Consider the following 22,643-nt stretch of genomic DNA (forward strand, 5'->3'; position numbering starts at 1 on the left):
TGAGGGGTTGGTCAGGTTTTTGTGAGTGAGAATTGCTAGCATCTAGCCTTTGCTTACCGGCACGCCCGATATCCCGGGCGTCATCTCACCGTGCGAACCACCGATTTCGGCGCAGCGCCGACCACCGCCGTTGCCCTGCGCCTCGACCAGCTTCCGAACAACCAGTGGGCGACCGTGCTCGACGTGGCGCGCCCGGAGGATGCGGACGGCCGCGAACTGGTCCTGCGCCTGACGGAAATCGGCTTCGTGCCCGGCGAGGCCGTGCGCATCGTCGCCAGCGGCGTTCCGGGCCGCGAACCGCTGGCTGTCCGCCTCGGCCACACCACCTTCGCACTGCGCCGCCACGAAGCCGCGCTGATCCACGTCACGCCCGGAGCCGCCAGCCATGGTTGAAGCCGTCATCCAGGGCCCCGGGCGCCTCGCGCCTACCGCTCAGCCCGGCCGCATCGCCCTGCTGGGCAACCCCAACTGCGGCAAGACCGCGCTGTTCAACCTGCTCACTGGCAGCCGCCAGAAGGTGGCCAACTACGCCGGCGTGACGGTCGAGCGCAAGGAAGGCACGCTGCGCACGCCGTCGGGCCGCCGCGTGTTCGTGCTCGACCTGCCGGGTGCCTACAGCCTGAACGCGCTGAGCGCCGACGAGGCCGTCACCCGCGACGTCGTCACCGGCCAGAGCAAGGAAACCTTGCCCGACCTGCTGGTGTGCGTCACCGACGCCACCAACCTGCGCCTGAACCTGCGGCTGGTGCTCGAGGCCAGGCGGCTGGGCCTGCCGATGGTGGTGGCGCTCAACATGACCGACATGGCCCGTAAGCAGGGCATCGCGGTCGACGCGGCGGTGCTCTCGCGCGAACTGGGCGTGCCGGTCATCGAAACGGTCGGTGTGCACAGCGGTGGCGCGCAGGGCCTGCTCGAAGCGCTCGACACGCCCGTGGCCGCCGCTGCGCCGCAGCCCTGGCAGGCACCGGGCCTCGACGACGTGCTGGCCACGCAGCGCGAGGTGCGCCGCATCCTCGGCCTGGCGGTGAAGGAGCCGGCCGGCAGCCTCGCCACCAGCGACCGCATCGACCGCGTGGTGATGCATCCGCTGTGGGGCATGCTGGTGCTCGCCGTCACCATGTTCCTGATGTTCCAGGCCGTGTTCAGCTGGGCCAATGTGCCGATGGACGCCATCAAGGCCGGCACCGAGGGGCTGGGCAGCCTGCTCAAGGCGCACATGCCGGAGGGCATGCTGCAGAGCCTGCTGGTCGACGGGGTCATCGCCGGCGTGGGCGGCGTGATCGTCTTCCTGCCGCAGATCCTGATTCTTTTCCTCTTCATCCTCGCGCTGGAAGACTCGGGCTACCTGCCGCGCGCGGCCTTCCTGCTCGACCGCGTGATGGGCACCGTGGGCCTCTCGGGCCGCTCGTTCATTCCGCTGCTGTCGAGTTTCGCCTGTGCCATTCCCGGCGTGATGGCCACGCGCACCATCAGCAACTGGCGCGACCGCATCACGACCATCATGATCGCGCCGCTCATGACCTGTTCGGCGCGGCTGCCGGTGTATGCGCTGCTGATCGCTGCCTTCATTCCGGCGCGCACGGTGGGCGGCGTGTTCAACCTTCAGGGCGTGGTGCTGTTCGCGCTGTACGTGTTCGGCATCGTCTCGGCCATGGCCGTGGCCTGGGTGATGAAGCGCTTTCGCGACAGCACCTCGCAATCGCCACTGCTGATGGAGCTGCCCGCCTACCGCTGGCCGAACCCGCGCAACCTGGCGCTGGGCCTGTACGAACGGGCTTGGATCTTCATCCAGCGCGTGGGCACGATCATCCTCACGCTGACGATCCTGCTGTGGTTCCTGTCTACCTTCCCGTCGCCGCCGGAAGGCGCGACCGGGCCGGCCATCCAGTACAGCCTGGCCGGCATGATCGGCCGCGGGCTGGAGCACATCTTCGCGCCCATCGGCTTCAACTGGCAGATATCGATCGCCCTGGTGCCGGGCATGGCAGCGCGCGAGGTGGCCGTGGGGGCGCTCGGCACGGTGTACGCGCTGTCGGCCACGGGCGACGACGTGGCGGGGCAACTGCAGCCGTTGATCGCGAGCAGCTGGTCGCTGGCTACCGCGCTGTCGCTGCTGGTCTGGTACGTGTTCGCGCCGCAGTGCATCTCGACGCTCGCGGCCGTGAAGCGCGAGACAGGCTCGTGGAAGTACGTCTGGATCATGGCCGGCTATCTCTTTGCGCTGGCCTACATGGCGTGCTTCATCACCTACCGCGTTGCACTGGCACTTGGAGCAGGTTAAAACCCGCCACGAAAGGTTTGAAGAAGAAATGGCACAGCAACTGATCGTCGGATTGATCGTCGCGGCAGCCGCGCTCTATGCGGTCTGGCGCTGGATGCCCGCGGGCTGGCGCCGCGGCGCGGCGCAGAAGTTCGCGGCCGGCACGCAACGCGCGGGCTGGGTCGACGAAGCCCGCGCGAAGGAGCTGGCCGCCTCGCTGGCCAAGACCTCGGGCTGTGGCTCGTGCGACAGCTGCGGAAGCTGCGCTCCCAAGACTCCCCTGAAGCAACCCGAAGCCGACCAGGGCACCATCGCGCCGTCGTCCACGCACAGCCGCTGAGCCGATGCCCGCGCACATCCTCGTCGCCGGGGGCGGCATCGGGGGCTGGCCACTGCGCTGGCGCTGTCCCGCCAACGGCACCGCGCCGACGTCTTCGAACAGGCCGCGGCCTTCGGCGAAATCGGCGCCGGCGTGCAGCTCGGCCCCAACGCCACGCGGCGCCTTCAGCAACTCGACCTGGGCTCCGGGCTCGCGGCCATCGCGGCGCGGCCCGATGCGCTCGCGGTGCACAGCGCCGAAAGCGGCTCGGAGCTGGCCCGCATGCCGCTCGGGGACGCCATGCAGCAGCGCTACGGCGCCCCTTATTTCTGCGTGCATCGCGCCGACCTGCACGGCCTGCTGCTCGATGCCGTGCGCGCGCGCGGCACCGGCACGCTCGTCACCGCGGCGCACATCACGCAGGTGGAAACCAGCGACGACCTCGTGTGCCTGTCGAGCACCGATGCACGCGCCTGGGAAGGCGAAGCCGTTGTCGGGGCCGATGGCCTTTGGAGCATGGTGCGGCAGCAGCTCGATTCCGCGTCTGCCGCGCAACCGCCACGCGTCACCGGCCACACGGCCTGGCGCGCGCTGATCCGGCAAGCCGACCTGCCCGCCGCATTGCGCCGCCGACAAGTCGACGTCTGGCTCGGGCCGCGCCTGCATGCGGTGGCGTACCCGGTGCGCGGCGGCGATTGGCTCAATGTGGTGGTCATCGCCGAATCCGCTCCGGCCGGCGATGCGCGCGACTGGGACCAATCCAGCAGCGTCGCCGCGCTGAAGCAGGCCATGGGCCGCAGCTGTGCCGGCCTGCAGGCGCTGCTCGACGCCATGCCTGGCTGGCGCGCGTGGTCGCTCGGTGACCGCGCACCCCTGACCGGCGCTGCCGACATGGCGCACGAGCGCATCGCGCTGGTGGGCGATGCGGCGCATCCGATGGTGCCGTACCTCGCACAGGGCGCGGGCATGGCCATCGAAGACGCGGTGGCGCTGGCCGATGCGCTCGGCGACGGCAGCGCCGCCGACGTACCCGCCGCGTTCACGCGCTATGCCGAGGCGCGCTGGGCACGCAATGCGCAGGTGCAGGCGCGCGCGCGCCGCAACGGCGAGATCTTCCACGCCACGGGCGCAATGCGGTTGGGGCGCGACATGGCGATGCGCTTATTGGGAGCCAGGTTGCTCGACCAGCCGTGGCTGTACGGCGGTTGATGCTTGTGTCCACCCGGGGTGCGTGCACAGGCCACCGGGTACTCCCCTCCGCGAATGTCCCCCGCCTTCGGCTCCTCCTTTATTTCGCTGCGGGGAGCACCCGATGCCCTGTGCACGAGGGCACGCTGCTGGTTCGTGGCCGATCAACCAGTGCTCTGAACGCTCACGCCGAGAGAGTTCGTTTCACAGCCGAAAAGTCTGCAGGTGCTCGATGCGCTCTGCAAGCCCTTCCTGCCCCAGGTAGTGGCCGTGCTTGTCGGCGAGCGTGGTCTTCAGTTCGAGCAGCATCGCATCGCGGTCCGCGGTGAAGGCCGGCTGCACGTCGATGCCCGCCCGTGCACAGGCATCAGCGATCAGGTGCGCGCTCGCGGGCGCACCGCAGGCCGCGCACTTGACGATGCCAGCCACGTTCGGCTCCGCGCCGTTGGCCAGCAGCGCGCTCGTGAGTTCGGGCGCGATCTGTCCGTCGATGTTGCGCAGTGCATCGACCGCCACCGGCGCACCCGCACGCACCAGCGCCGCGGCCGCAGCGAAAGCGCCGTGCCCCACTGCGACGTCGGTCGCGAGCGCGCTGCCTTGCAACGGCCCGTCGAAGCCCACGCCCGCGGCGGCGAGCTCGGCGACCAGTTCGGCATCGTCGGTCGCGATGGCATGGCGCAGCGCCACGCGTGCAAGCGAGGGCTGGTGGCGCAGCGTGCCCGCGGCCAGCGGCGAGCGCCAGTCGGCCACGGCACGGGAATAGAAGGCCACCAGCTTGTCCATCAGGTCGAGGTCGAGCCCGTGCTCCTCGTGGCGGTCGTCGAGGTATTCGAGCAGCGTCTGCCCCGAGAAGTAATCGCCGGTGGGAACCAGCGGGTCTTCTTCCAGGTGCAGAGCCGCGAAGGCGCCCATGAGGTCGGGCGCGATGGTGTTCACGCTGTCTTCGTGAAGCGCATGCGTCCATGCCGGCGGCAGGCCCTTCTTCCACGCGATGACCTGCCCGTGCCCGGCGCCGGGGTCCACCACCGCGTAGATGCGGTCGGTGTATTCGAAGCCGCCAAAAGGCAGGTGCGTGAGCTTGCCGCTCCACGGCGTGCCGCCTTCCTGCGCGGCTTCCTCGGCCAGTTCGAGTTCGTGCGCGATCCAGCCCTGCAGGTCGTGGTAGCCGTCGCTGCCGTTCCAGAACAGCTCGTTCCAGCTGATGGCTTCGAGATTGCCGTTCATCTCGAGCGACAGGTCGTAGTCGAGCCGCCCGCCTGCGGTCTGTTGCCACAGCGCGAGCAGTGCTTCGGGGATCGGGCCTGCGCATTGGGCCTGCACGGCATCGATCTGCTGCCGCGGCATCGGCGGCTGTGCGTCGAAGATCACGCGGTCGGCGAACAGCACGACGCCATGTTCGCGCAGGGTGGAAAGCTCGTCAGGTGTGAACCGGGTGTCGTCCATGGCGGTGGCCTCCGTTGTTTCCAAAAATGTAGCGCTTTGCGCCAGCGGAGCAACCCCAGCTTTATTGGGGCGTTTGCGCGGCCTGTGCGGCTACAGATCGGTGCGCAGCTTCCAGATCTCGGGAAACAGCACCACGTCGAGCATCTTGCGCAGGTAGCTCACGCCGCCTGTGCCGCCGGTGCCGCGTTTGAAGCCGATCACGCGTTCCACCGTCGTCACGTGGCGGAAGCGCCAGAGGCGGAACGCATCTTCGAGGTCGGTGAGCTTTTCGCCGAGCTGGTACAGGTCCCAGTGATCGTGCGGGTTCCGGTAAACCGTGAGCCACGCGGCTTCGACGCCGTCGCTCGCCTCGTAGGGCTGGGTCCAGTCGCGCTCGAGCCGATCGGCAGGCACCGGCAGGCCGCGTCGGGCCAGCAGGCGCAGCGACTCGTCGTACAGCGAAGGCGCGCGGTAGGCCGCATCGACCTGCGCCAGCAGGTCGGCACGGTGCGCGTGCGGCTTGAGCATGGCGGCGTTCTTATTGCCGAGCGCGAACTCGATGCAGCGGTACTGCGCGCTCTGGAAGCCGCTGGAGTTGGCGAGGTAGGGGCGCATCGCCGTGTACTCGGGCGGCGTCATGGTCGAGAGCACGGTCCATGCGCTCACCAGCTGTTCCATGATGCGGCTCACGCGCGCAAGCATCTTGAAGGCGTCGGCCAGCTTCTCGTCGGCGATGCAGTCGATGGCCGCGCGCAGCTCGTGCAGCATCAGCTTCATCCAGAGCTCGCTGGTCTGGTGCTGCACGATGAACAGCATCTCGTCATGTGCGGGCGAAAGCGGGTGCTGGGCGTTGAGGATCTCGTCGAGGTGCAGGTAGTCGCCGTAGCTCATGGACTTGCTGAAGTCCAGTTGCGCCTTTTCTTCGTGGACGATTTTTTCGGTGCTCATGATGTTTGCTGGTTGGTGGTCATCGCCAGACCACGGCGGTGTAGGAGGGGAGGCCCATGCCGGACTCTTTCCTGGGGTAGACGAAGCGCACGGCTTCGTCCTTGCGCTTGAACTGCTGGTAGGTTTCGCCGCCCGGGATGCGGCCCTTCTCGGCTGGCGCGTAGCCGGCGTCGCGCACTTCTTTCACGAGGCGATCGAAGGCGGCCTTGTCGGTCAGCGAGAGCTGGATGCTGTTCTCGCTGCCGCGGCTTTCCACATAGGTGGACTTCATGAGATGCGTGGTCTGGCCGTCGACGAACTTCTCGTACTCGATCATGCTGACCTCGTCGGTCACGGTCTTGTCGGCATACGAGAAGCCCTGGCGCTTGACCTCCTGGCGGAAGGCGTCGGGCGACAGGACGACGAAGGCCTTCAGTTGCGGCAGCGTGAAGTTCGGCTGCTGTGCAAGGGCGGGGGCTGCCGCCATCAGCAGCGTGGCGGAAAGAGCGAACAATGCGTGTTTCATGATGCGGCGCCGCTCAGGTGACGGCGTTCTTGCGGTTGAACTCTTCGCGCTTCCACTCGCCCGTCTCGAGCACCTGCACGAGGTGCTCGACCGAGTTCCACACGTCCTCGAAGCCGATGTACAGCGGCGTGAAGCCGAAGCGCAGGATGTCGGGCATTTGCGAGTCGCCGGCACGGTAGTCGCCGATGACGCCGCGCGCGATCAACGCCTGCACGATGGCGTAGGCGCCTTCCTGGCGGCTCAGGCAGACCTGCGAGCCGCGTTGGGCGTGCTCACGTGGCGTGATGAGCGAGAGGCCCTGGCCGGCGCAGCGTTCTTCCACCAGCTTGATGAAGAGATCGGTCAGCGCGAGCGACTTCGTGCGCAGCGCTGCCATCGCGCCGTGATCGCCGTTGAAGGCTTCGGCCGCGAGCACGGTGTCGAGACCGCATTCCAGGCCTGCGAGCGCGATGATCGGCTGCGTGCCGCAGAGATACCGGCCGACGCCTGGGGCCGGGCGGTAGTGCGGCGTGAACTCGAAGGGCGCCGCATGGCCCCACCAGCCCGACAGCGGCTGCTCGAACTGGCCCGCATGCTTCGTGTGCACCCATGCGAAGGCCGGTGCGCCGGGGCCGCCGTTGAGGTACTTGTAGCCGCAGCCGATCGCGTAGTCGGCGTTGCACTCGTTGAGTGCGACCGGCACCGCGCCCGCGCTGTGCGCGAGGTCCCACACCGTAAGCGCGCCCGCGGCGTGCGCGGCGGCGGTGACGGCTTTCATGTCGTGCATGGCGCCGGTGCGGTAGTTCACGTGCGTCAGCATCAGCACGGCCACTTCATCGGTCAGCACCGAATCCGGGCCTTGCAGTTCGCTCGCATCGATCAGCTTGAGCGTGAAGCCGCGTTCGCGGCACAGCGACTCGGCGATGTAGAGGTCGGTCGGGAAGTTGCTGCGTTCGCTCACCACCAGCTTGCGTCCGCTGTCCTTCTGCTGCGACAGCGCAGCGAACAGCACCTTGTAGAGATTGACCGAAGTGCTGTCGGTGCACACCACTTCGCCGGGCGCGGCGCCGATCAGTCGGGCCACCTTGTCGCCCAGGCGTTGCGGCAGGTCGAACCAGCTCGCGGTGTTCCACGAGCGGATCAGGCCTTCGCCCCATTCCTTCGTCACGACTTCGGCGATGCGCGCCGCGGCGGCCTTGGGCATCACGCCGAGCGAGTTGCCGTCGAGGTAGAGCACGCCCTCGGGAATGGTGAATTGGTCGCGCAGGGCGCGCAGCGGGTCTTGCGCGTCGAGCGCGCGGCAGTCTGCAAGGGTCGTCATGTTGGAGGTTTCAGCGGGGAAGTTCGCGCAGGACCGCGCGAACGGGGGAGGCATCGGCGCTGACCAGCTTGAGCGGCAGCGCGATGAGTTCGTAGTCGCCTTCGGGCACGTCGTCGAGCACGAGGTTCTCGAGCACGCGCAGGTCGAGGCGGCGGATGCGTTGGTGGCTTTCCAGCGTCTTGCTGTCGGCCGGGTCGATGCTGGCGGTGTCGATGCCGATGAGCTTCACGCCCATGGCCGCGAGGCGCTCGACAGTGGCGGGGGCGTAGGCGGCAAGCTGAGGGTCCCATCGGTCCACCGGCATGGCGGTGTAGGTGCGCACCAGCACGCGCTGGGGCAGGGTGCTGTCGACGGCGTGGGAGATGTGCTCCCATTCGATCAGCGGGCCCTGGTCGATCGCATGGATCACGCGGCAGGGGCCGAGGAAGGGCGTGAGGTCGACGTTGCCGATGGTCTGGCCTGCGGGGTCGTAGTGCAGCGGCGCATCGGCGTGCGCGCCGACGTGGGGCGAGAGCTTGATCTCGCTGACGTTCACCGGGCAGTCCGGCGAGATGGTCGCTGCCCAGCGCTGCTGGTAGGGCGTGTCGCCGGGAAACACCGGCGTGCCTTCATGCACGGGCGGCGAGATGTCCCAGATGCGTTGCTGATGTGATGGAGCCATGGCGCGAAGGTAGCGCCGGGCGAGGGGTCGTGGTGTCGGTTATTTCCAACACCCTATGTGACGAGTTGAAGCGGGGGCTCAATGCAGCGACGACAGCGCGGGCAGTCCGTGCCGGGCGCGTGCCCGCTCGCAGGCGTCGCTGCCGGCCTGCAGCTCGTGGCACGGATTGGGGCGCCATTCGTAGATGCCGCAGCCCACGGCCTGGCCGATCTTGCCGGTGAGCGCGGCGCAGCGCATGGGCGTGTGGTCGGTGCCGCGCATGCGGCAGATGGCGTCGTTCACCTCGACGGCAAGGCCCGAGGGCACCTTGCCGCCGTTGTCGTCGAGCTCATGGACGCTGAAGTCGACGCGGTAGCTGGCGCAGCAGGCGCCGCATTGCTGGCAGTCATTCATGGCAAGGCCCAGTTGACGATCTGTCTCAGGAACACCGCGGAACCGGCTTTGCCGGGCCGCAGGTGTTGCCCCCGGCGAGGGGGGTGGCGAAGCGACACGAAGTGCGCGGAGCCTGGGGGAGTGTCTATAACTTGCCGAGGAGCAGGAACTCCATCAGCGCCTTCTGCGCATGCAGCCGGTTCTCGGCCTCGTCCCACACCACCGACTGCGGCCCGTCGATCACTTCGGCCTGCACTTCCTCGCCGCGGTGCGCGGGCAGGCAGTGCATGAAGAGGGCATCGGGCTGCGCGATGCGCATCATGTCCTCGTCGACGCACCAGTCGGCAAAGGCCTTGCGGCGCGCCTCGTTCTCGGCCTCGTAGCCCATGCTGGTCCAGACGTCGGTGGTGACGAGGTCGGCGCCGCGGCAGGCTTCCATCGGGTCCTGGAAGACCTTGTAGCTGTCGCCCGAGCGAATGCCGGCGATCGACTGGTCGACCTCGTAGCCGCTGGGCGTGCTCACATGCACGGTGAAGCCCAGGATCTCGGCCGCCTGCAGCCAGGTGTTGGCCATGTTGTTGCCGTCGCCGACCCAGGCCACGGTCTTGCCCTTGAGGCAGGAAAGCGCGTCGCCGCCGGCGTCGCGTGAACCGCGGTGCTCGATATAGGTGAAGATATCCGCGAGGATCTGGCAGGGGTGGAACTCGTTGGTCAGGCCGTTGATGACGGGAACGCGCGAGTGCGCGGCGAAGGCGTCGATCTTGGTCTGCTCGTACGTGCGGATCATCACGAGGTCGACCATGCGGCTGATCACCTTGGCGCTGTCCTCGATGGGTTCGGCGCGGCCCAGCTGGCTGTCGCCGGTGGTCAGGTGCACGACGCTGCCGCCGAGCTGGTACATGCCGGCCTCGAAGCTCACGCGGGTGCGCGTGCTGGCCTTCTCGAAGATCATGGCCAGCGTGCGGTCGACCAGCGGCTGGTGCTTCTCGTAGGTCTTGAACTTCTTCTTGATGATCGCCATGCGATCGAAGAGGTAGGCATATTCGTCGGCCGTGAAGTCCGAGAACTGCAGGTAGTGGCGGATGGCGTTGGGCGTGGCGGCGGTCGTCATTGCGCTGCAGGCTCCGACAGGAAGGTTTTCACGATGGGCGCGAGGATGGCGACGATCTCGTCGGCTTCGGCCGTGGTCAGGATGAGCGGCGGCACGAGGCGGATCACCTTGTCGGCCGTCACGCTCAGCAGGAGGCCGGCGTCGCAGGCGCGGTTCAGGATCACGCCGCAGGGCCGGTCGAGCTCGATGCCGAGCATCAGGCCCTGGCCGCGGATTTCCTTCACGCCCGGCAGACCGCCGATTTCGCGCTCCAGCGCGGCCTTCAGGTGAGCTCCCACGGTGGCCGCGTTCTCGAGCAGCTGGTGCTCTTCCATGATGCGGATGGTCTCGATGCCGGCGCGCATCGCGAGCGGGTTGCCCCCGAACGTGGTGCCGTGGTTGCCGGGCCCGAAGATGTTGGCGGCCTTGGGGCCGGCCACCACGGCGCCGATCGGCACGCCCGAGCCCAGGCCCTTGGCCAGCGGCATGACGTCGGGCTTGATGCCCGCCCATTGGTGGGCGAACCATTTGCCGGTGCGGCCCATGCCGCACTGCACCTCGTCGATCATCATGAGCCAGTCGCGCTCGTCGCACAGCTGGCGCACCTGCTTCAGGTAGTCCACGCGCATCGGGTTGATGCCGCCTTCGCCCTGGATGGTTTCGAAGAACACGGCTACCACGTTGGGATTGCCTTCGGTGGCCTTCTTCAGTGCCTCGATGTCGTTCAGCGGCACGCGGATGAAGCCCTCGACCAGCGGGCCGAAGCCGGCCTGCACCTTGGGATTGCCGGTGGCCGACAGCGTGGCGATGCTGCGGCCGTGGAAGGCGGCTTCGTAAACGACGATCTCGGGGCGCTCGATGCCCTTGTCATGGCCGTACTTGCGGGCCAGCTTCAGGGCGGCTTCGTTGGCTTCGAGGCCCGTGCAGCAGAAGAAGGCGTTGGTGAGGCCCGAAATCTCGGTCAGCTTGGTGGCGAGCTGCTCCTGGCCGGTCACGTGGTAGTAGTTGGAACTGTGGATCAGCTTGGTCAGCTGGTCCTGCAGGGCGGGCACCAGTTCGGGGTGGTTGTGGCCCAGGGTGTTCACTGCGATGCCGCCGAGACCGTCGATGTAGGCCTTGCCCGTGGTGTCCCAGACTCGGCAGCCCTGGCCGTGCGACAGCGCGATCGGCAGGCGACCGTAGGTGTTCATGACGTGGGGCGAGGTGGGCTGGGCGGTAGCGCTCATTCGGGTTCTCCAGATAGGGAACGCGGATTCTAGGCGTGCGGTTTGACGGCTTCGTTGAGGATTGCGCATTACAGCAATGCCCCGTGTTCAGGATGCAAAAAGTGCCGCGGATAGAATCGCTTGCTGCACCGCAGCACCTGCTCCGGTCGCCTCATTCAACGATGATTTCCTCCACTGCCAAAGAAATCTTCATCCAGGGAATTACCAAGGATGGCCGGACCTTTCGCCCGAGCGATTGGGCCGAGCGCCTGGCCGGCGTGATGTGCTCTTTTCGCCCCGGCGGCGCCTATCCGGGCAGCCACCTGAGCTATTCGCCCTGGTGCATCCCGACGACCATCAATGGCGTGAAGTGCGTGGTCGTGAACCGCGCGCTGCGCGACGCGGAGCCGATGGCATGGGATTTCTGCGTGAACTTCGCCAAAGACAACGATCTGCAGGTTGCCGAAGCCTGTCTGGTTCCCGACACCCCACCCCCAAAGGCCTGACCGGCCTTTTTTCTTGCCCGTCGCCTGGCTTCATGAACCAACCGGGCATGAAAAAACCGCCCGAAGGCGGTTTTTTCACTTTGCTGCAGCGCACCCCGATCAAACGGCGGACCGGAGGATTCCGGTCCGGGCTTGCCTGACAGGTGTCAGGCGGCGGCCTTTTCAGGCGCGAGGGCGAGGGCCTTGACCTTGGCCGACAGGCGGCTCTTGTCGCGGGCGGCCTTGTTCTTGTGGAAGATGCCCTTGTCGGCGACGGTGTCGACGATGCTCTGGGCCTTCGCGAACAGTTCGCTTGCCTTGGTCTTGTCGCCAGCCAGAACAGCCTTTTCGACGTTCTTGACAGCGGTACGGTATTTGGAGCGCAGCGAGGTGTTCGCAGCGTTGAGCTTGGTGTCCTGGCGGACGCGCTTACGGCCGGAGGCGAGGCGCGGGTTCTTCTTCTTGGGCTTGGCGGATGCCATATTTAATGTTCCTTAGGTGTCTGAGGATGATGCAGCAAAGCCCTCGATTATAGGCCGGGTTGCCTTTTCCGCCGAATCGGCCCGTTTCAGGGGTTTGGCGGGCCCTACACTCGGCCCCCGTGTCCCTGCTCAAATCCGCCTCCACCGTCTCCCTGCTGACCCTCGCCTCGCGGATCACGGGCCTCGTGCGCGACGTGCTGTTTGCCTCGGTTTTCGGCGTCAGCGCGCTGACCGACGCGTTCAACGTCGCATTCCGCATCCCCAACCTGTTCCGGCGGGTCTTCGGCGAAGGCGCCTTCAGCCAGGCCTTCGTGCCGGTGCTGGCCGCGCGCAAGGCCGAAGACGGGGAAGAGGGCGCCAGGCAGCTCATCGACCACGTCGCCACGCTGCTGACCTGGACGCTGGTGATCGTCTGCGTGGCAGGCGTGGCCGGCGCGCCGCTGCTGGTCTGGGCCATGGCCAGCGGTCTGCCCGGCTTCGATGCCGCCATCGTCATGACGCGCTGGATGTTCCCGTACATCGGCTTCATGTCGCTGGTGGCGCTGGCGGGCGGCATTCTCAACACCTGGCGCAAGTTCGCGGTGCCGGCGGCCTCGCCGGTGCTGCTCAACGTGGCGCTGATCCTGTCGATCCTGGTCGGGGCGCCGCTTTTCCGGCACTGGGGCATCGAGCCGATCTATGCACAGTGCGTGGGCGTGATGGTGGGTGGCGTGCTGCAGCTTGCGCTGCAGATTCCGGCACTGCGCAAGCTGGGGTTGATGCCGCGCCTGGGAACCAGCCTTCGGGCGCTGCGCACCGCCTGGACCGACCCGAACACGCGCAAGGTGCTCAGGCTGATGCTGCCCGCGCTGCTGGGCGTGAGCGTGGCGCAGATATCGCTGCTCATCAACACGCAAATCGCCTCCCACCTGGCGGTGGGCAGCGTCACCTGGATCACCAACGCAGACCGGCTGATGGAGTTTCCCACCGCCATGCTCGGCGTGGCGCTGGGCGTGGTGCTGATGCCGCAGCTGGCCGGCGCCCGCGCCGCCAAGGACGACGCGCGCTATTCCTCGCTGCTCGACTGGGGCCTGCGCCTCGTGGTGCTGCTGTCGGCGCCGTGCGCGGTCGCCTTGCTGCTGTTCGCAAAACCGCTGGTGGCGGTGCTCTTCCACAACGGCGCCTACTCGGGCGAGGACGTGGGCCGCACCACCCTGGCGCTGATGGGTTACGGCGTCGGGCTGGTCGGCATCGTGGCCGTGAAGGTGCTGGCACCCGGCTACTACGCCAAGCACGACACGCGCACGCCGATGCTCATCGCCGTGGGCGTGCTGGTGCTGACGCAGATTCTCAACATCTTCCTGGTGCCGGTGCTGCAGCACGCAGCGCTGACCCTGACCATCGCCATCGGCGCGCTGGTCAATTCGACCTGGCTGCTGGTCGGCCTGATTCGCCGCGGCAGCTACAGGCCCGAGCCGGGCTGGGCCAGGTTCGTGCTGCAGGTGCTGGCCGGCACGCTGGTGCTGGCGGGCCTGCTGGTCTGGGGCTCGGCGCATTTCGACTGGATCGCCCTGCGCGACCAGCGCCTGCTGCGCATCGGCCTGCTCGCCGCGCTGATCGCCGGCGCCGCGCTGCTCTATTTCGCCGTGCTGGCGGCGGTGGGTGTGCGGCTGCGCAGCTTCGTTCGCCGTTGAGCCCCCGCGCGCGGGCGCCGCAATCCGCACGTGTCCCGCCTTGACGCCCCTGACGGGCTCCTCTACAAAGACACATGACGTTCAGCTTTCAGGTTCCCACCGCACTGGAGTATTTCGAATCGCTGGTTTGCAGCGACGATCACTTTCCGCTGCTCGAAGCGGCCGCCAGCCTGGCGCAGGACGAATACCCCGAACTCGACGTGCAGCAGGTGCTGGGCGATGTCGACCAGCTCCTCGCCCGCCTCAAGCGCCGCCTGCCGGCCGACGCTGCGCCACTGGCCCGCCTGCGCGCCCTGAACCAGTTCTTCTTCAACGACCTGAGCTTCGGCGGCAACGTCAACGACTACTACGACCCCGACAACAGCTACCTGAACGCCGTGCTGCGCACCCGCCGCGGCATTCCGATCTCGCTGGCCGTGCTGTGGATGGAGCTGGCGCAGGGCCTGGGCCTGCAGGCGCGCGGCATCGGCTTTCCGGGGCATTTCATGCTCAAGGTGACGCTGCCCAAGGGGCAGGTGGTGATCGATCCTTTCACCGGCAAGTCGCTCTCGCGCGAGGAGTTGGGCGAGCGGCTCGAGCCCTACAAGCGCAGCAACGGACTGGTCGGTGATTTCGACGTGCCGCTGGGCCTGTACCTGCAGCCTGCCAGTCCGCGCGAAATCATCGCCCGCATGCTGCGCAACCTGAAGGAAGTGCACCACGCGCAGGAAGACTGGCAGCGCGTCATCGCCGTGCAGGACCGCCTGATCGCGCTGCTGCCCAGCGCCTGGGGCGAGTACCGCGACCGCGGCGTCGCGCATGCCGAACAGGGCAACACGGCGCAGGCCGTGCGCGACCTGGAAATCTACCTGGCGAAGGCCGAGGACGCCCTCGACATCGACGCGATCGCCGAGCGCGTCGCCACCCTTCGCCGTACGGCCAATTGAAATGGACGCGAAGGCAGGTGTGAGCCCGGCGCCCGATCTGGGCACCCTGCATGAATTCCATGGCGTTCAGCCGGTGCTGCCGGTGTCGGATGTCTCGCGCGCCGCGCGGTGGTTTCGCGACGTGCTGGGCTTCGAGCTCGATTTCATCGCGGGGGAGCCGCCCAGCTACGCCCGCGTGAAGAAGGGCGACCGCAGCTACGGCGACCCGGTCTACCTGCGGCTGTGGCAGTGCAACGCGCGCGAGGCCAAACCTTGGCGCGGCGAAATCGTGATCCACGTGGGCAAGGACATCGACGGCCTGCATGCCGCGTACCTGAAGCGCGGCGTGACGGTCATCGAGCCGCCTGTCTCCCAGCCCTGGGGCCTGCGCGAATTCGCGATCCGCGAGCCAGACGGGCATGTGCTGCGCTTCTGCGGCTACCTGCCCTGAAGCCTCGAGTTTCTGAAACACAAAATTACAAATAGATCGACGCGAGCGTGTCGATCCATCTTCCGCTCGTCCGACGTGTGAACAGGAGCAGGCAAATTTCATCGAGCCGCTCCCGAGCTCATCAACCTTCAGGAGAAACGACATGCGATTCATGATTCTGGTCAAGGCCAACGCCGATTCCGAAGCCGGCGTGATGCCCAGCACCGAAATACTCACCGCCATGGGCAAGTTCAACGAGGAACTGGTCAAGGCCGGCGTGCTGCTGGCCGGCGAAGGGCTGCACCCCAGCTCCAAGGGCGTGCGCGTACGCTGCGAGGGCCCGACCAAGCGCACCGTCATCGACGGACCGTTTGCCGAAACCAAGGAGCTGCTGGCCGGCTTCTGGCTGTTCCAGGTCAAGTCGAAGGAAGAAGCCATCGAATGGATCAAGCGCAGCCCGTTCCAGGAAGGCGAGATCGAGATCCGCCAAGTGTTCGAGGCGGCCGATTTCGGCGACTCGATGACGCCCGAGCTGCTCGCCCAGGAAGGCCGCCTGCGGGCCGAGACTGAAGCCCGCGCCAAGGCCGGCAACTGAAGCAACCGCAACCGGACCGAAGGAGACCTGCCATGCGATTCATGCTGCTGATGATTCCCCACGGCTACGAGACCGCCGCGCCCGGCACCATGCCCGACGACGTCGAGGCGGTGTCGGCCATGATGGCCTACAACGAGTCGCTGCAGAAAGCCGGCGTGCTGATCAGCTGCGACGGCCTGCATCCACCCTCGATGGGCGCGCGCGTGAGCTTCAAGGACCGCAAGCCCACCGTGGTCGACGGCCCCTTCGCCGAGGCGAAGGAAGTGCTCGGCGGCTTCTGGATCATCGACGTGCCCTCGCGCGCCGCCGCCATCGAATGGGCCAGCCGCTGCCCCGGCAGCGACAACGAAGTCATCGAGGTGCGCCAGATCCAGGAGATCGGCGATTTCCCGGCCGACGTGCAGGCGGTGGCCACCGAATTCACGTCGATGCAGACGGTCAAGAAGACCGACGCATGAGCCAGGGCGAGGGCCGTGCGGACACCGCCGCCATCCACCGCACCATCGAGGCGGTATGGCGCATCGAGTCCGCGAAGATCATCGCCACCGTCGCGCGCATGGTGCGCGACGTGGGGCTGGCCGAAGAGCTGGCCCAGGATGCGCTGGTCTCGGCCCTCGAGCAATGGAGCAAATCGGGCATGCCCGACAACCCCGCGGCCTGGCTCACCGCCGTGGCCAAGCGCCGCGCCCTCGATCGACTGCGCCACCTGCAGCTGGCCGAGCACAAGTCCGGCGAGATCGGCCGCGAGCTCGACGCCCGGCACGAGATGGCGCAGGACGATTTCGCCGAGGCGGTCGACACCGCGCTGGACGACGACATCGGCGACGACCTGCTGCGCCTGGTGTTCACCGCCTGTCACCCGGTGCTGTCGACCGAGGCGCGCGTGGCGCTCACGCTGCGGCTGATGGGCGGCCTCACCACCGACGAGATCGCCCGTGCCTTCCTCGTGCCCGAAGCCACCGTGGCGCAGCGCATCGTGCGCGCCAAGCGCACACTGGCCGAGGCGCGCGTGCCTTTCGAGGTGCCGCGCCGGCATGAGCTCGAGGCACGGCTCGCCTCGGTGCTCGAAGTGCTCTACCTGATCTTCAACGAAGGCTATTCGGCCACCGCCGGCGACGACTGGATGCGTCCGGCGTTGTGCGACGAGGCGATGCGCCTGGGCCGCATCGTGGCCGAGCTGGTGCCCGGCGAATCCGAGGTGCACGGCCTCGTGGCGTTGATGGAAATCCAGGCCTCCCGCACCGCCGCGCGCGCGGGTGCCTCGGGCGAACCGGTACTGCTGCTCGAACAGAACCGGGCGCGCTGGGACCAGATGCTGATCCGCCGCGGCCTCGCGGCGCTCGCGCGCGCCGAGTCGCTCGGCGGCGCGCTCGGCCCCTATGCGCTGCAGGCCGCCATCGCCGCCTGCCACGGCCGCGCGCGCACCGCCGACGAAACCGACTGGGGCCGCATCGCCGCGCTGTACGACGCGCTGGCCGAGCTCACGCCGTCGCCCATCGTCGAGCTCAACCGCGCGGTGGCGCTGTCGATGGCCTTCGGGCCGGCCGCGGGGCTCGAGGTGGTCGACGCGCTCGTGGACGAGCCCGCACTCAAGGGCTACCACCTGCTGCCGACCGTGCGCGGCGACCTGCTCTTCAAGCTCGGCCGCCTCGACGAGGCGCGCAAGGAATTCGATCGCGCGGCTTCGCTCACCCGCAACACGCGCGAACGGGCGCTCCTGCTGGCACGTGCGCGGGCGTGCACCCTGAACTGAACGGTTGCCGAAGCTGCGGCAGCCTGGGCGAGAGGAAAATGCGCGCCATGCGCCGCATCCCTCCCTTCCGCTTCCTGTGCATCCTTGGCCTGACCCTGCTGTCGGCCGCACCGGCCTGTGCCCAGTTCGATCCTGCCAAGGTGTGGGTCGAACCGCCGGCCATCGCGGCGCGCTTTCCCGATCCACCCGTGAGCTACGCCACGCCGGGCTTTCGCGCCGGCCGCACCGATTTCGCTTCGCACGCCGAGGTGCTGGCCTTTCTCGATGATCTGGCGCGCCAGTCGCCGAACGTGCGCGTCGAACGCCTGGGCGTGTCACAACAGGGGCGCGAGATGCCGCTGGTGCTGCTTGCCGACCAGGGCCGCGTCGATCCAGCGCGGCCCACCGTCATGGTGATCGGCCAGCAACACGGCAACGAGCCAGCCGGCGGCGAAGCGGTGCTGGCCCTGGCGCAGCAGTTCGCCAGAGGGCCGGGCGCGGCGCTGCTGCAGAAGGTGAACCTCGTGCTGCTGCCGCGCGGCAACCCTGATGGCGCGGAGCATTTCACCCGCGTCACCGCCAACGGCGTCGACGTGAATCGCGACCACCTGTTGCTGCGCACGCCCGAGGCCCGCTCGATCGCGGCCGCCACCCTGCGCTTTCGGCCGCAGGTGGTGCTCGACCTGCACGAGTTCACCGTCGGCGGCCGCTGGATCGACAAGTTCGGCGCGGTCATGAAGTACGACGGCCTGCTGCAGCCCGCCACCGTGGGCAACCTTGATGCCGCCATTGCCGCGAGCGCGCAGCGCGACTACATCGACGCCATCCAGGCCGCGTTCACGCAGGCGGGGCTGCAGGGCTTCAAGTACCACACCACTTCCGGCGGCAAGAGTGCCGATCGCACCGTCTCGATGGGCGGCGTGCAGCCCGACACCGGCCGCAATGTGAGCGGCCTGCATCAGGCCGTGAGCCTGCTGCTGGAAGTGCGGGGCGTGGGGCTGGGCCGCGCGCATTTCGCCCGTCGCGTGTACACGCAGGTGCTGGCCGCCACCACCGTCATCGAGACGGCGGCGCGCCAGGGCCCGGCGCTGATGCAACTCACCGCGCAGGCCGGCCAGCGCGCCAAGGCCGACGCCTGCCACGGAGACCTCGTGGTCGAGGCCTGGCAGACGACGACGCGGCAGCGCCTGGACTTTCTCGACGAGAAGAGCGGGGAAGAAAAAGCGGTCGATGTCGAGTGGCGCGCGGCCGAGCCGCTGAAGGTCGCCAATGCGCGCCCGCGTCCGTGCGGCTATCTGCTGGCGGCCAGTGAAACGGTGGCCGTGCAGCGCCTGCAGATGCTGGGCGTGCGCGTCGAGCGCATCGACAGCGCCGCGCCGTGGCAGGTCGAGCGCTACGAGATCCTGTCGCAGAGCGACGGCCAGCGCCAGGACGCGCGCGGCGCCATCGAGGACGGCGAGGCGATCCGCGCCTTCCGCGTGCGGCCAAGGATGGGGCGTGCCGTGATGCCGCCGGGCAGCTTCTATGTGTCGCTGGCGCAGCCGCTGTCGCCCTTGGTCAGCGCCGCGCTGGAGCCCGATTCGCAGAACAGCTATGCGGCCAACCGCCTGCTGGAGATCGGCGACGACAAGCTGCTGCGCGTGCCCGGTCCCGCGCCTGCGAACGTCTGGCACTGAGCGCCCCGGGCGCATCTCGAACACCCGTCAGGTTTTCAGCGGTGCATTCGCCTCGGACGGCGAACCCGGCAAGCCGAACTGGTGCCACGCGCGACGCAGTTGCGTATCGGAGCCGAAGCCCGACAGTTCCGCCGCTCGCGTGACGTTCGCACCCGAAGCCAGTGCCAGTTGCGCGGCCGCCAGCCGCAGCCGGCGCAGGTACGCCAGCGGCGCCACGCCCGCATGCTCGACGAACAGGCGCGTGAGATGCCGCGCCGAGGTGTGCGCCACCTCCGCCATGCGCGGCACGCTCCACTCGGCCTGAGGCTGTTCGCTGACCGCGTCCTGCACCCGGTGCAGCGCGGCGTGCAGATGGTTGCGGTAGGCGAGAAAGGGCGACAGCTCCGGATCGTTCGGGCCGCGCCGCAGCGCCACCACCATGGTCTGCGCCACCTGGGCCGCGAGGGCTTCGCCGCAAATCTCGCCGATGCGGTGCAGCACGAGGTCGATGCCGGTCGTGACGCCCGCACTGCTGTAGAGCGGTGGGTCGATCACGAAGACGCGGTTGGCCACCACGTCGCAGCCTGGCTCCGCCGTGCGCAGTTCGTCCAGGTGATGGTGGTGTGTGGTGGCGCGCCGGCCCGCGAGCGCGCCGGCATGCGCCGCGAGCACGGCACCGGCGCAGATCGTCACCAGCTCCAGCCGGCCGCGCTCGAAGCGCAGGCCGCGCAGCCAGTGCAACAGGTCTTGTGCCTCGGGATTGTCGATGGCGATGCTGTTCCCGGGCAGGCCGACCAGCACCACCCACGCCGGGCCGTCCCACTGCGTGGGCAGCGACGCCAGCCCGGTGAGCGCAACGCCGACCGAGCTGAGGGAATCGGGCCGGGGGCTCGCGAACTCGATCGTGAAGCGCTCAGGCTGGCCCATTGCGCGCAGTCGCTGGTTGGCGATGCGCAGGGCCTCGGCCGGCCCGGCCCAGTCGAGCACCAGGCTGCCGGGCAGGAGCGCGAAGACTACACGGATGGGCTGTTGCTGCTGTTGTTGTGGGTCCATGCGTAGTCCATCTGGCGCGCGGTGCGCTCGGCCAGTTCGCGTCCAGCCAGGCGTTCGACCAGGTGCAGGCTCATGTCGATGCCCGCGCTGATGCCGGCCGAGCTGACGATGCGGCCGCTGTCAACCCAGCGCACGCTTTCGCGCACCTCGAGTCGCGGAAACTGCTCGCGCAGGTCGGCGATGTCTTCCCAGTGCGTGGTGACCGCTTCGTGCGTGACCACGCCGCTCTTCGCGAGCAGGAAGGCACCGGTGCAGATCGAGGCCACGAGCTGCGCGTCGGCTGCGCTTTTCGCGATCCAGCGCAAGGTGTCGGGGCTGGCCATCGGCACATCGACCACGCCGCCGGGAACGATCAATACGTCGACTTTCGGGCTGCCTTCAAGCGTGTGGTCGGCCAGCAGGCGAAGGCCCGCGCGCGCCTGCACGGGCGATGCCTGTGCGACCGAGGCCACGTCGAACGGCGCGGCCGTGCCGGGCTGCATCCGTTGGCTGACGCGGCTGGCGGTGGTGAACACCTCGAAGGGGCCGGCAAAGTCGAGGGCCTCGACGCCGTCGTAGGCCAGGATCAGAACGCGCAGGCTCATGCGCTTGCCTCTGCGCCGGCGCGTTCCAGCGCCTGCGCCACGCCGCAGACCGTCGCGAACCGGCCGTGCAGCACGGTGGCGGTGCGCGCCTTGATGTCGGCGGCGGCCAGCGGCCGGCCGTCGGGCTGGGTCATGTCGAAGGTCAGGGTGGCGTCGGTCACGTAGTCGACTTCCCAGCCCAGGTCCGAGGCGTGGCGTGTGGTGGTTTCGCAGCATTGCTCGGTGCGGATACCGCTCACGATGAGCCGGCCGATGCCGTTCTGCGTGAGCCAGATGTCGAGTCCGCTGTTGACCAGCGCGCTGTGCCGGTGCTTGGTGAAGGTGGCCGCGGCCTCGAAATCAGCCAGGCCCTCGATGGGCCGGATGTGGCCCGATTCGACCGCGAAGGGGTTGCTCGCGTCGGCCGGTTCGTCGACGTGGAAGACCCGCACGATCGGCGTGCCGGCGGCGGCGCAGCCTGCGATGAGCGCGTTCTGCGCGGCGAAGTAGGGAGCGGCCTGGCGTTCGTCCCAGTAGGGGCGCTGGCGAAACGACGCCTGGGCGTCAATCACAATCAGACAGGTTTTCATGGTGGTGGCTCGCAAGGGCGGAATGGATGATGCCGCCTATTCTTGTGCGTTGCCAGCCCAGGGGCCGTTCGGGAGCGGACCAGAATCGATCAGATCAGGACATCGCCAGGCGCCGTCTTTTCAGACCAGCGCCGCCGCCTGCAGCTCTTTTTTCAGGTACGCGTAGTACAGCGGCGCCGCCACCAGTCCGGCCGGCCCGAACACCGCCTCGGCCACGAACATCACGGCCAGCAGCTCCCACACGCTCATCTGCGTGCGCGCGCCGACTACCTTGGCGTTGATGACGTACTCGGCCTTGTGGATCACGATCAGGAAGATCAGGCAGGCCAGCGCCGTGACCGGCGACACCGAAAGACCCACCAGCGTGATCACCGAGTTGCACACCAGGTTGCCCACGATCGGCACCAGCCCGGCCAGGAAGGTGAGGGTGATGAGCGCCGGCGTATACGGCAGGTGCGCGCCCCACAGCGGCATGACGAACAGCAGGAAGATGGCGGTCAGCAGCGTGTTGAAGGCTGCGATCCAGAACTGCGCCGCCACGATCTGGCCGAAGGCCTCGCCGAAGGTCTGCACGCGCTGGTGCAGCTGCTCGGCCAGCGGCAGCCGGCGCAGCGGCGCGTGCGACACGGCGGCCAGGCTGCCCACGATCAGGCCCACGTACGAAAACAAGATGCCATGCAGCCAGGCGCGCCCGGCCACGGCCAGCGAACCGGCCTGCGCGCGCAGGTAGTTGGCGATCACGCGCTGGATCTCGGCGGCGCCTTCGGGCAGGTAGACCGCGATCTCGACCGGCAGCTTGGAGCGCAGCTCGAGCACCGTGCGCGCCGTGTAGTCGAGCAGATCGCGGTACTGGTCGGGCGCGTCGACGATGTATTCGCGGGCCTGCGACAGCAGCAGCGTGATCAGCGCTATCGGCCCCACCAGCACGAGGACGACGGCCAGCACGCCGGCCCAGCCATCGGTGCGCTGGCTGCTGGATGCCGGAATGCGCCGCGTGTCTCCAGCCAGCAGCCGCGCGAACCACCGCGTGGCCAGGAAGCCGATGCACACGCAGAGCAATCCTGGCAGCAGGTGCTCCCACATCACCAGCATCAGCGTTCCCAGCATCAGCAAGTAGCTTGCGATGGTCACGCCGCGCGAGGCTGTGGCGCGGTGGATGGGGACCGTCGGAACGGCGGTGGTGACGGGTTGCGGCTTCTTGGCCATCCGG

24 protein-coding genes and 1 pseudogene are annotated in these 22,643 nt (G+C 68.1%); 12 read left to right on the forward strand and 13 right to left on the reverse strand.

What is annotated here, in order from left to right; translation table 11 throughout:
- The first annotated feature begins 90 nt into the window (after positions 1–90).
- The 4 genes and pseudogenes from ACEOAB_RS06715 (at position 91) to ACEOAB_RS06730 (ending at position 3,788) form a co-directional block, all read left to right on the forward strand.
- Positions 91–393 carry a FeoA family protein gene (locus tag ACEOAB_RS06715; RefSeq protein WP_413748276.1) on the forward strand — a complete coding sequence of 101 codons (303 nt, stop codon included), beginning with the start codon at positions 91–93 and terminating at the stop codon, positions 391–393.
- The gene (gene feoB, locus ACEOAB_RS06720) at positions 386–2,281 is read left to right on the forward strand and encodes a ferrous iron transporter B (RefSeq protein WP_413748275.1); all 1,896 of its coding nucleotides are present in this window, start codon (positions 386–388) and stop codon (positions 2,279–2,281) included. The genes ACEOAB_RS06715 and feoB overlap by 8 nt, the downstream gene beginning before the upstream one ends.
- A 28-nt stretch (positions 2,282–2,309) precedes the next feature.
- Positions 2,310–2,600 carry a DUF6587 family protein gene (locus ACEOAB_RS06725; protein WP_056586862.1) on the forward strand — a complete coding sequence of 97 codons (291 nt, stop codon included), beginning with the start codon at positions 2,310–2,312 and terminating at the stop codon, positions 2,598–2,600.
- Positions 2,601–2,604: 4 nt separating this feature from the next.
- Positions 2,605–3,788 (forward strand): annotated as a pseudogene (locus ACEOAB_RS06730) (FAD-dependent monooxygenase).
- Positions 3,789–3,971: 183 nt separating this feature from the next.
- On the opposite strand, the gene ACEOAB_RS06735 reads toward ACEOAB_RS06730, so the two are convergent.
- From ACEOAB_RS06735 to ACEOAB_RS06770, 8 genes are all read right to left on the reverse strand, one after another.
- A complete protein-coding gene (locus ACEOAB_RS06735) occupies positions 3,972–5,210 on the reverse strand; it encodes an SMI1/KNR4 family protein (protein ID WP_495653555.1) in 1,239 nt (412 codons plus the stop codon).
- A 90-nt stretch (positions 5,211–5,300) separates the two neighbouring features.
- Positions 5,301–6,137, reverse strand: a complete 837-nt coding sequence (gene kynA / locus ACEOAB_RS06740) for a tryptophan 2,3-dioxygenase (protein WP_413749771.1) — start codon at positions 6,135–6,137, stop codon at positions 5,301–5,303.
- A 19-nt stretch (positions 6,138–6,156) separates the two neighbouring features.
- The gene (locus ACEOAB_RS06745) at positions 6,157–6,642 is read right to left on the reverse strand and encodes a hypothetical protein (RefSeq protein ID WP_056510128.1); all 486 of its coding nucleotides are present in this window, start codon (positions 6,640–6,642) and stop codon (positions 6,157–6,159) included.
- A gap of 13 nt (positions 6,643–6,655) precedes the next feature.
- A complete protein-coding gene (gene kynU / locus ACEOAB_RS06750) occupies positions 6,656–7,942 on the reverse strand; it encodes a kynureninase (protein ID WP_413749770.1) in 1,287 nt (428 codons plus the stop codon).
- Between the two features lie 10 nt (positions 7,943–7,952).
- On the reverse strand, positions 7,953–8,603 hold the full coding sequence (kynB, locus tag ACEOAB_RS06755) for an arylformamidase (RefSeq protein ID WP_413749769.1): 651 nt from the start codon (positions 8,601–8,603) through the stop codon (positions 7,953–7,955).
- 78 nt (positions 8,604–8,681) lie between these two features.
- Positions 8,682–8,996: a YkgJ family cysteine cluster protein gene (locus ACEOAB_RS06760; RefSeq protein ID WP_413749768.1), complete on the reverse strand. Its 315-nt coding sequence runs from the start codon at positions 8,994–8,996 to the stop codon at positions 8,682–8,684.
- Positions 8,997–9,120: 124 nt separating this feature from the next.
- Positions 9,121–10,086: an ornithine carbamoyltransferase gene (gene argF, locus ACEOAB_RS06765; protein WP_007831352.1), complete on the reverse strand. Its 966-nt coding sequence runs from the start codon at positions 10,084–10,086 to the stop codon at positions 9,121–9,123.
- The gene (locus ACEOAB_RS06770; protein WP_413749767.1) at positions 10,083–11,291 is read right to left on the reverse strand and encodes an aspartate aminotransferase family protein; all 1,209 of its coding nucleotides are present in this window, start codon (positions 11,289–11,291) and stop codon (positions 10,083–10,085) included. The genes argF and ACEOAB_RS06770 overlap by 4 nt, the downstream gene beginning before the upstream one ends.
- Before the next feature lie 161 nt (positions 11,292–11,452).
- On the opposite strand from ACEOAB_RS06770, the gene ACEOAB_RS06775 reads away from it, so the two are divergent.
- A complete protein-coding gene (locus ACEOAB_RS06775; RefSeq protein WP_413749766.1) occupies positions 11,453–11,776 on the forward strand; it encodes a DUF3579 domain-containing protein in 324 nt (107 codons plus the stop codon).
- A 146-nt stretch (positions 11,777–11,922) separates the two neighbouring features.
- On the opposite strand, the gene rpsT is transcribed toward ACEOAB_RS06775, so the two are convergent.
- Positions 11,923–12,237 carry a 30S ribosomal protein S20 gene (gene rpsT / locus ACEOAB_RS06780; protein ID WP_007831346.1) on the reverse strand — a complete coding sequence of 105 codons (315 nt, stop codon included), beginning with the start codon at positions 12,235–12,237 and terminating at the stop codon, positions 11,923–11,925.
- Between the two features lie 119 nt (positions 12,238–12,356).
- Between rpsT and murJ the strand changes: the two genes are divergently transcribed.
- From murJ to ACEOAB_RS06815, 7 genes are all read left to right on the forward strand, one after another.
- A complete protein-coding gene (gene murJ / locus ACEOAB_RS06785) occupies positions 12,357–13,910 on the forward strand; it encodes a murein biosynthesis integral membrane protein MurJ (protein WP_413749765.1) in 1,554 nt (517 codons plus the stop codon).
- A gap of 74 nt (positions 13,911–13,984) precedes the next feature.
- Positions 13,985–14,836: a SirB1 family protein gene (locus ACEOAB_RS06790; protein WP_413749764.1), complete on the forward strand. Its 852-nt coding sequence runs from the start codon at positions 13,985–13,987 to the stop codon at positions 14,834–14,836.
- 1 nt (position 14,837) lies between these two features.
- Positions 14,838–15,266 carry a bleomycin resistance protein gene (locus tag ACEOAB_RS06795; RefSeq protein ID WP_413749763.1) on the forward strand — a complete coding sequence of 143 codons (429 nt, stop codon included), beginning with the start codon at positions 14,838–14,840 and terminating at the stop codon, positions 15,264–15,266.
- A gap of 142 nt (positions 15,267–15,408) precedes the next feature.
- Positions 15,409–15,840, forward strand: coding sequence for a YciI family protein (locus ACEOAB_RS06800; protein ID WP_413749762.1), 432 nt, complete (start codon positions 15,409–15,411; stop codon positions 15,838–15,840).
- A gap of 32 nt (positions 15,841–15,872) precedes the next feature.
- Positions 15,873–16,298 (forward strand): YciI family protein, encoded by a 426-nt coding sequence (locus ACEOAB_RS06805; RefSeq protein WP_413749761.1) that lies wholly within the window; start codon positions 15,873–15,875, stop codon positions 16,296–16,298.
- Complete coding sequence (locus ACEOAB_RS06810) at positions 16,295–17,593, forward strand: RNA polymerase sigma factor (RefSeq protein ID WP_495653556.1); 1,299 nt, start codon at positions 16,295–16,297, stop codon at positions 17,591–17,593. The genes ACEOAB_RS06805 and ACEOAB_RS06810 overlap by 4 nt, the downstream gene beginning before the upstream one ends.
- A 47-nt stretch (positions 17,594–17,640) precedes the next feature.
- Positions 17,641–19,248, forward strand: coding sequence for a M14 family metallopeptidase (locus tag ACEOAB_RS06815; RefSeq protein WP_495653557.1), 1,608 nt, complete (start codon positions 17,641–17,643; stop codon positions 19,246–19,248).
- A gap of 27 nt (positions 19,249–19,275) precedes the next feature.
- On the opposite strand, the gene ACEOAB_RS06820 is transcribed toward ACEOAB_RS06815, so the two are convergent.
- From ACEOAB_RS06820 to ACEOAB_RS06835, 4 genes are all read right to left on the reverse strand, one after another.
- Positions 19,276–20,280 (reverse strand): GlxA family transcriptional regulator, encoded by a 1,005-nt coding sequence (locus ACEOAB_RS06820; protein WP_413750614.1) that lies wholly within the window; start codon positions 20,278–20,280, stop codon positions 19,276–19,278.
- Positions 20,241–20,864: a DJ-1/PfpI family protein gene (locus tag ACEOAB_RS06825; RefSeq protein WP_413750613.1), complete on the reverse strand. Its 624-nt coding sequence runs from the start codon at positions 20,862–20,864 to the stop codon at positions 20,241–20,243. The genes ACEOAB_RS06820 and ACEOAB_RS06825 overlap by 40 nt, the downstream gene beginning before the upstream one ends.
- Positions 20,861–21,433: a cysteine hydrolase family protein gene (locus tag ACEOAB_RS06830; protein ID WP_413750612.1), complete on the reverse strand. Its 573-nt coding sequence runs from the start codon at positions 21,431–21,433 to the stop codon at positions 20,861–20,863. Before ACEOAB_RS06830 ends, ACEOAB_RS06825 begins: the two co-directional genes overlap by 4 nt.
- A gap of 120 nt (positions 21,434–21,553) precedes the next feature.
- Positions 21,554–22,639: an AI-2E family transporter gene (locus ACEOAB_RS06835; protein WP_413750611.1), complete on the reverse strand. Its 1,086-nt coding sequence runs from the start codon at positions 22,637–22,639 to the stop codon at positions 21,554–21,556.
- Between the last annotated feature and the right edge of the window lie 4 nt (positions 22,640–22,643).

It is taken from the genome of Variovorax sp. Varisp53, assembly GCF_059491555.1.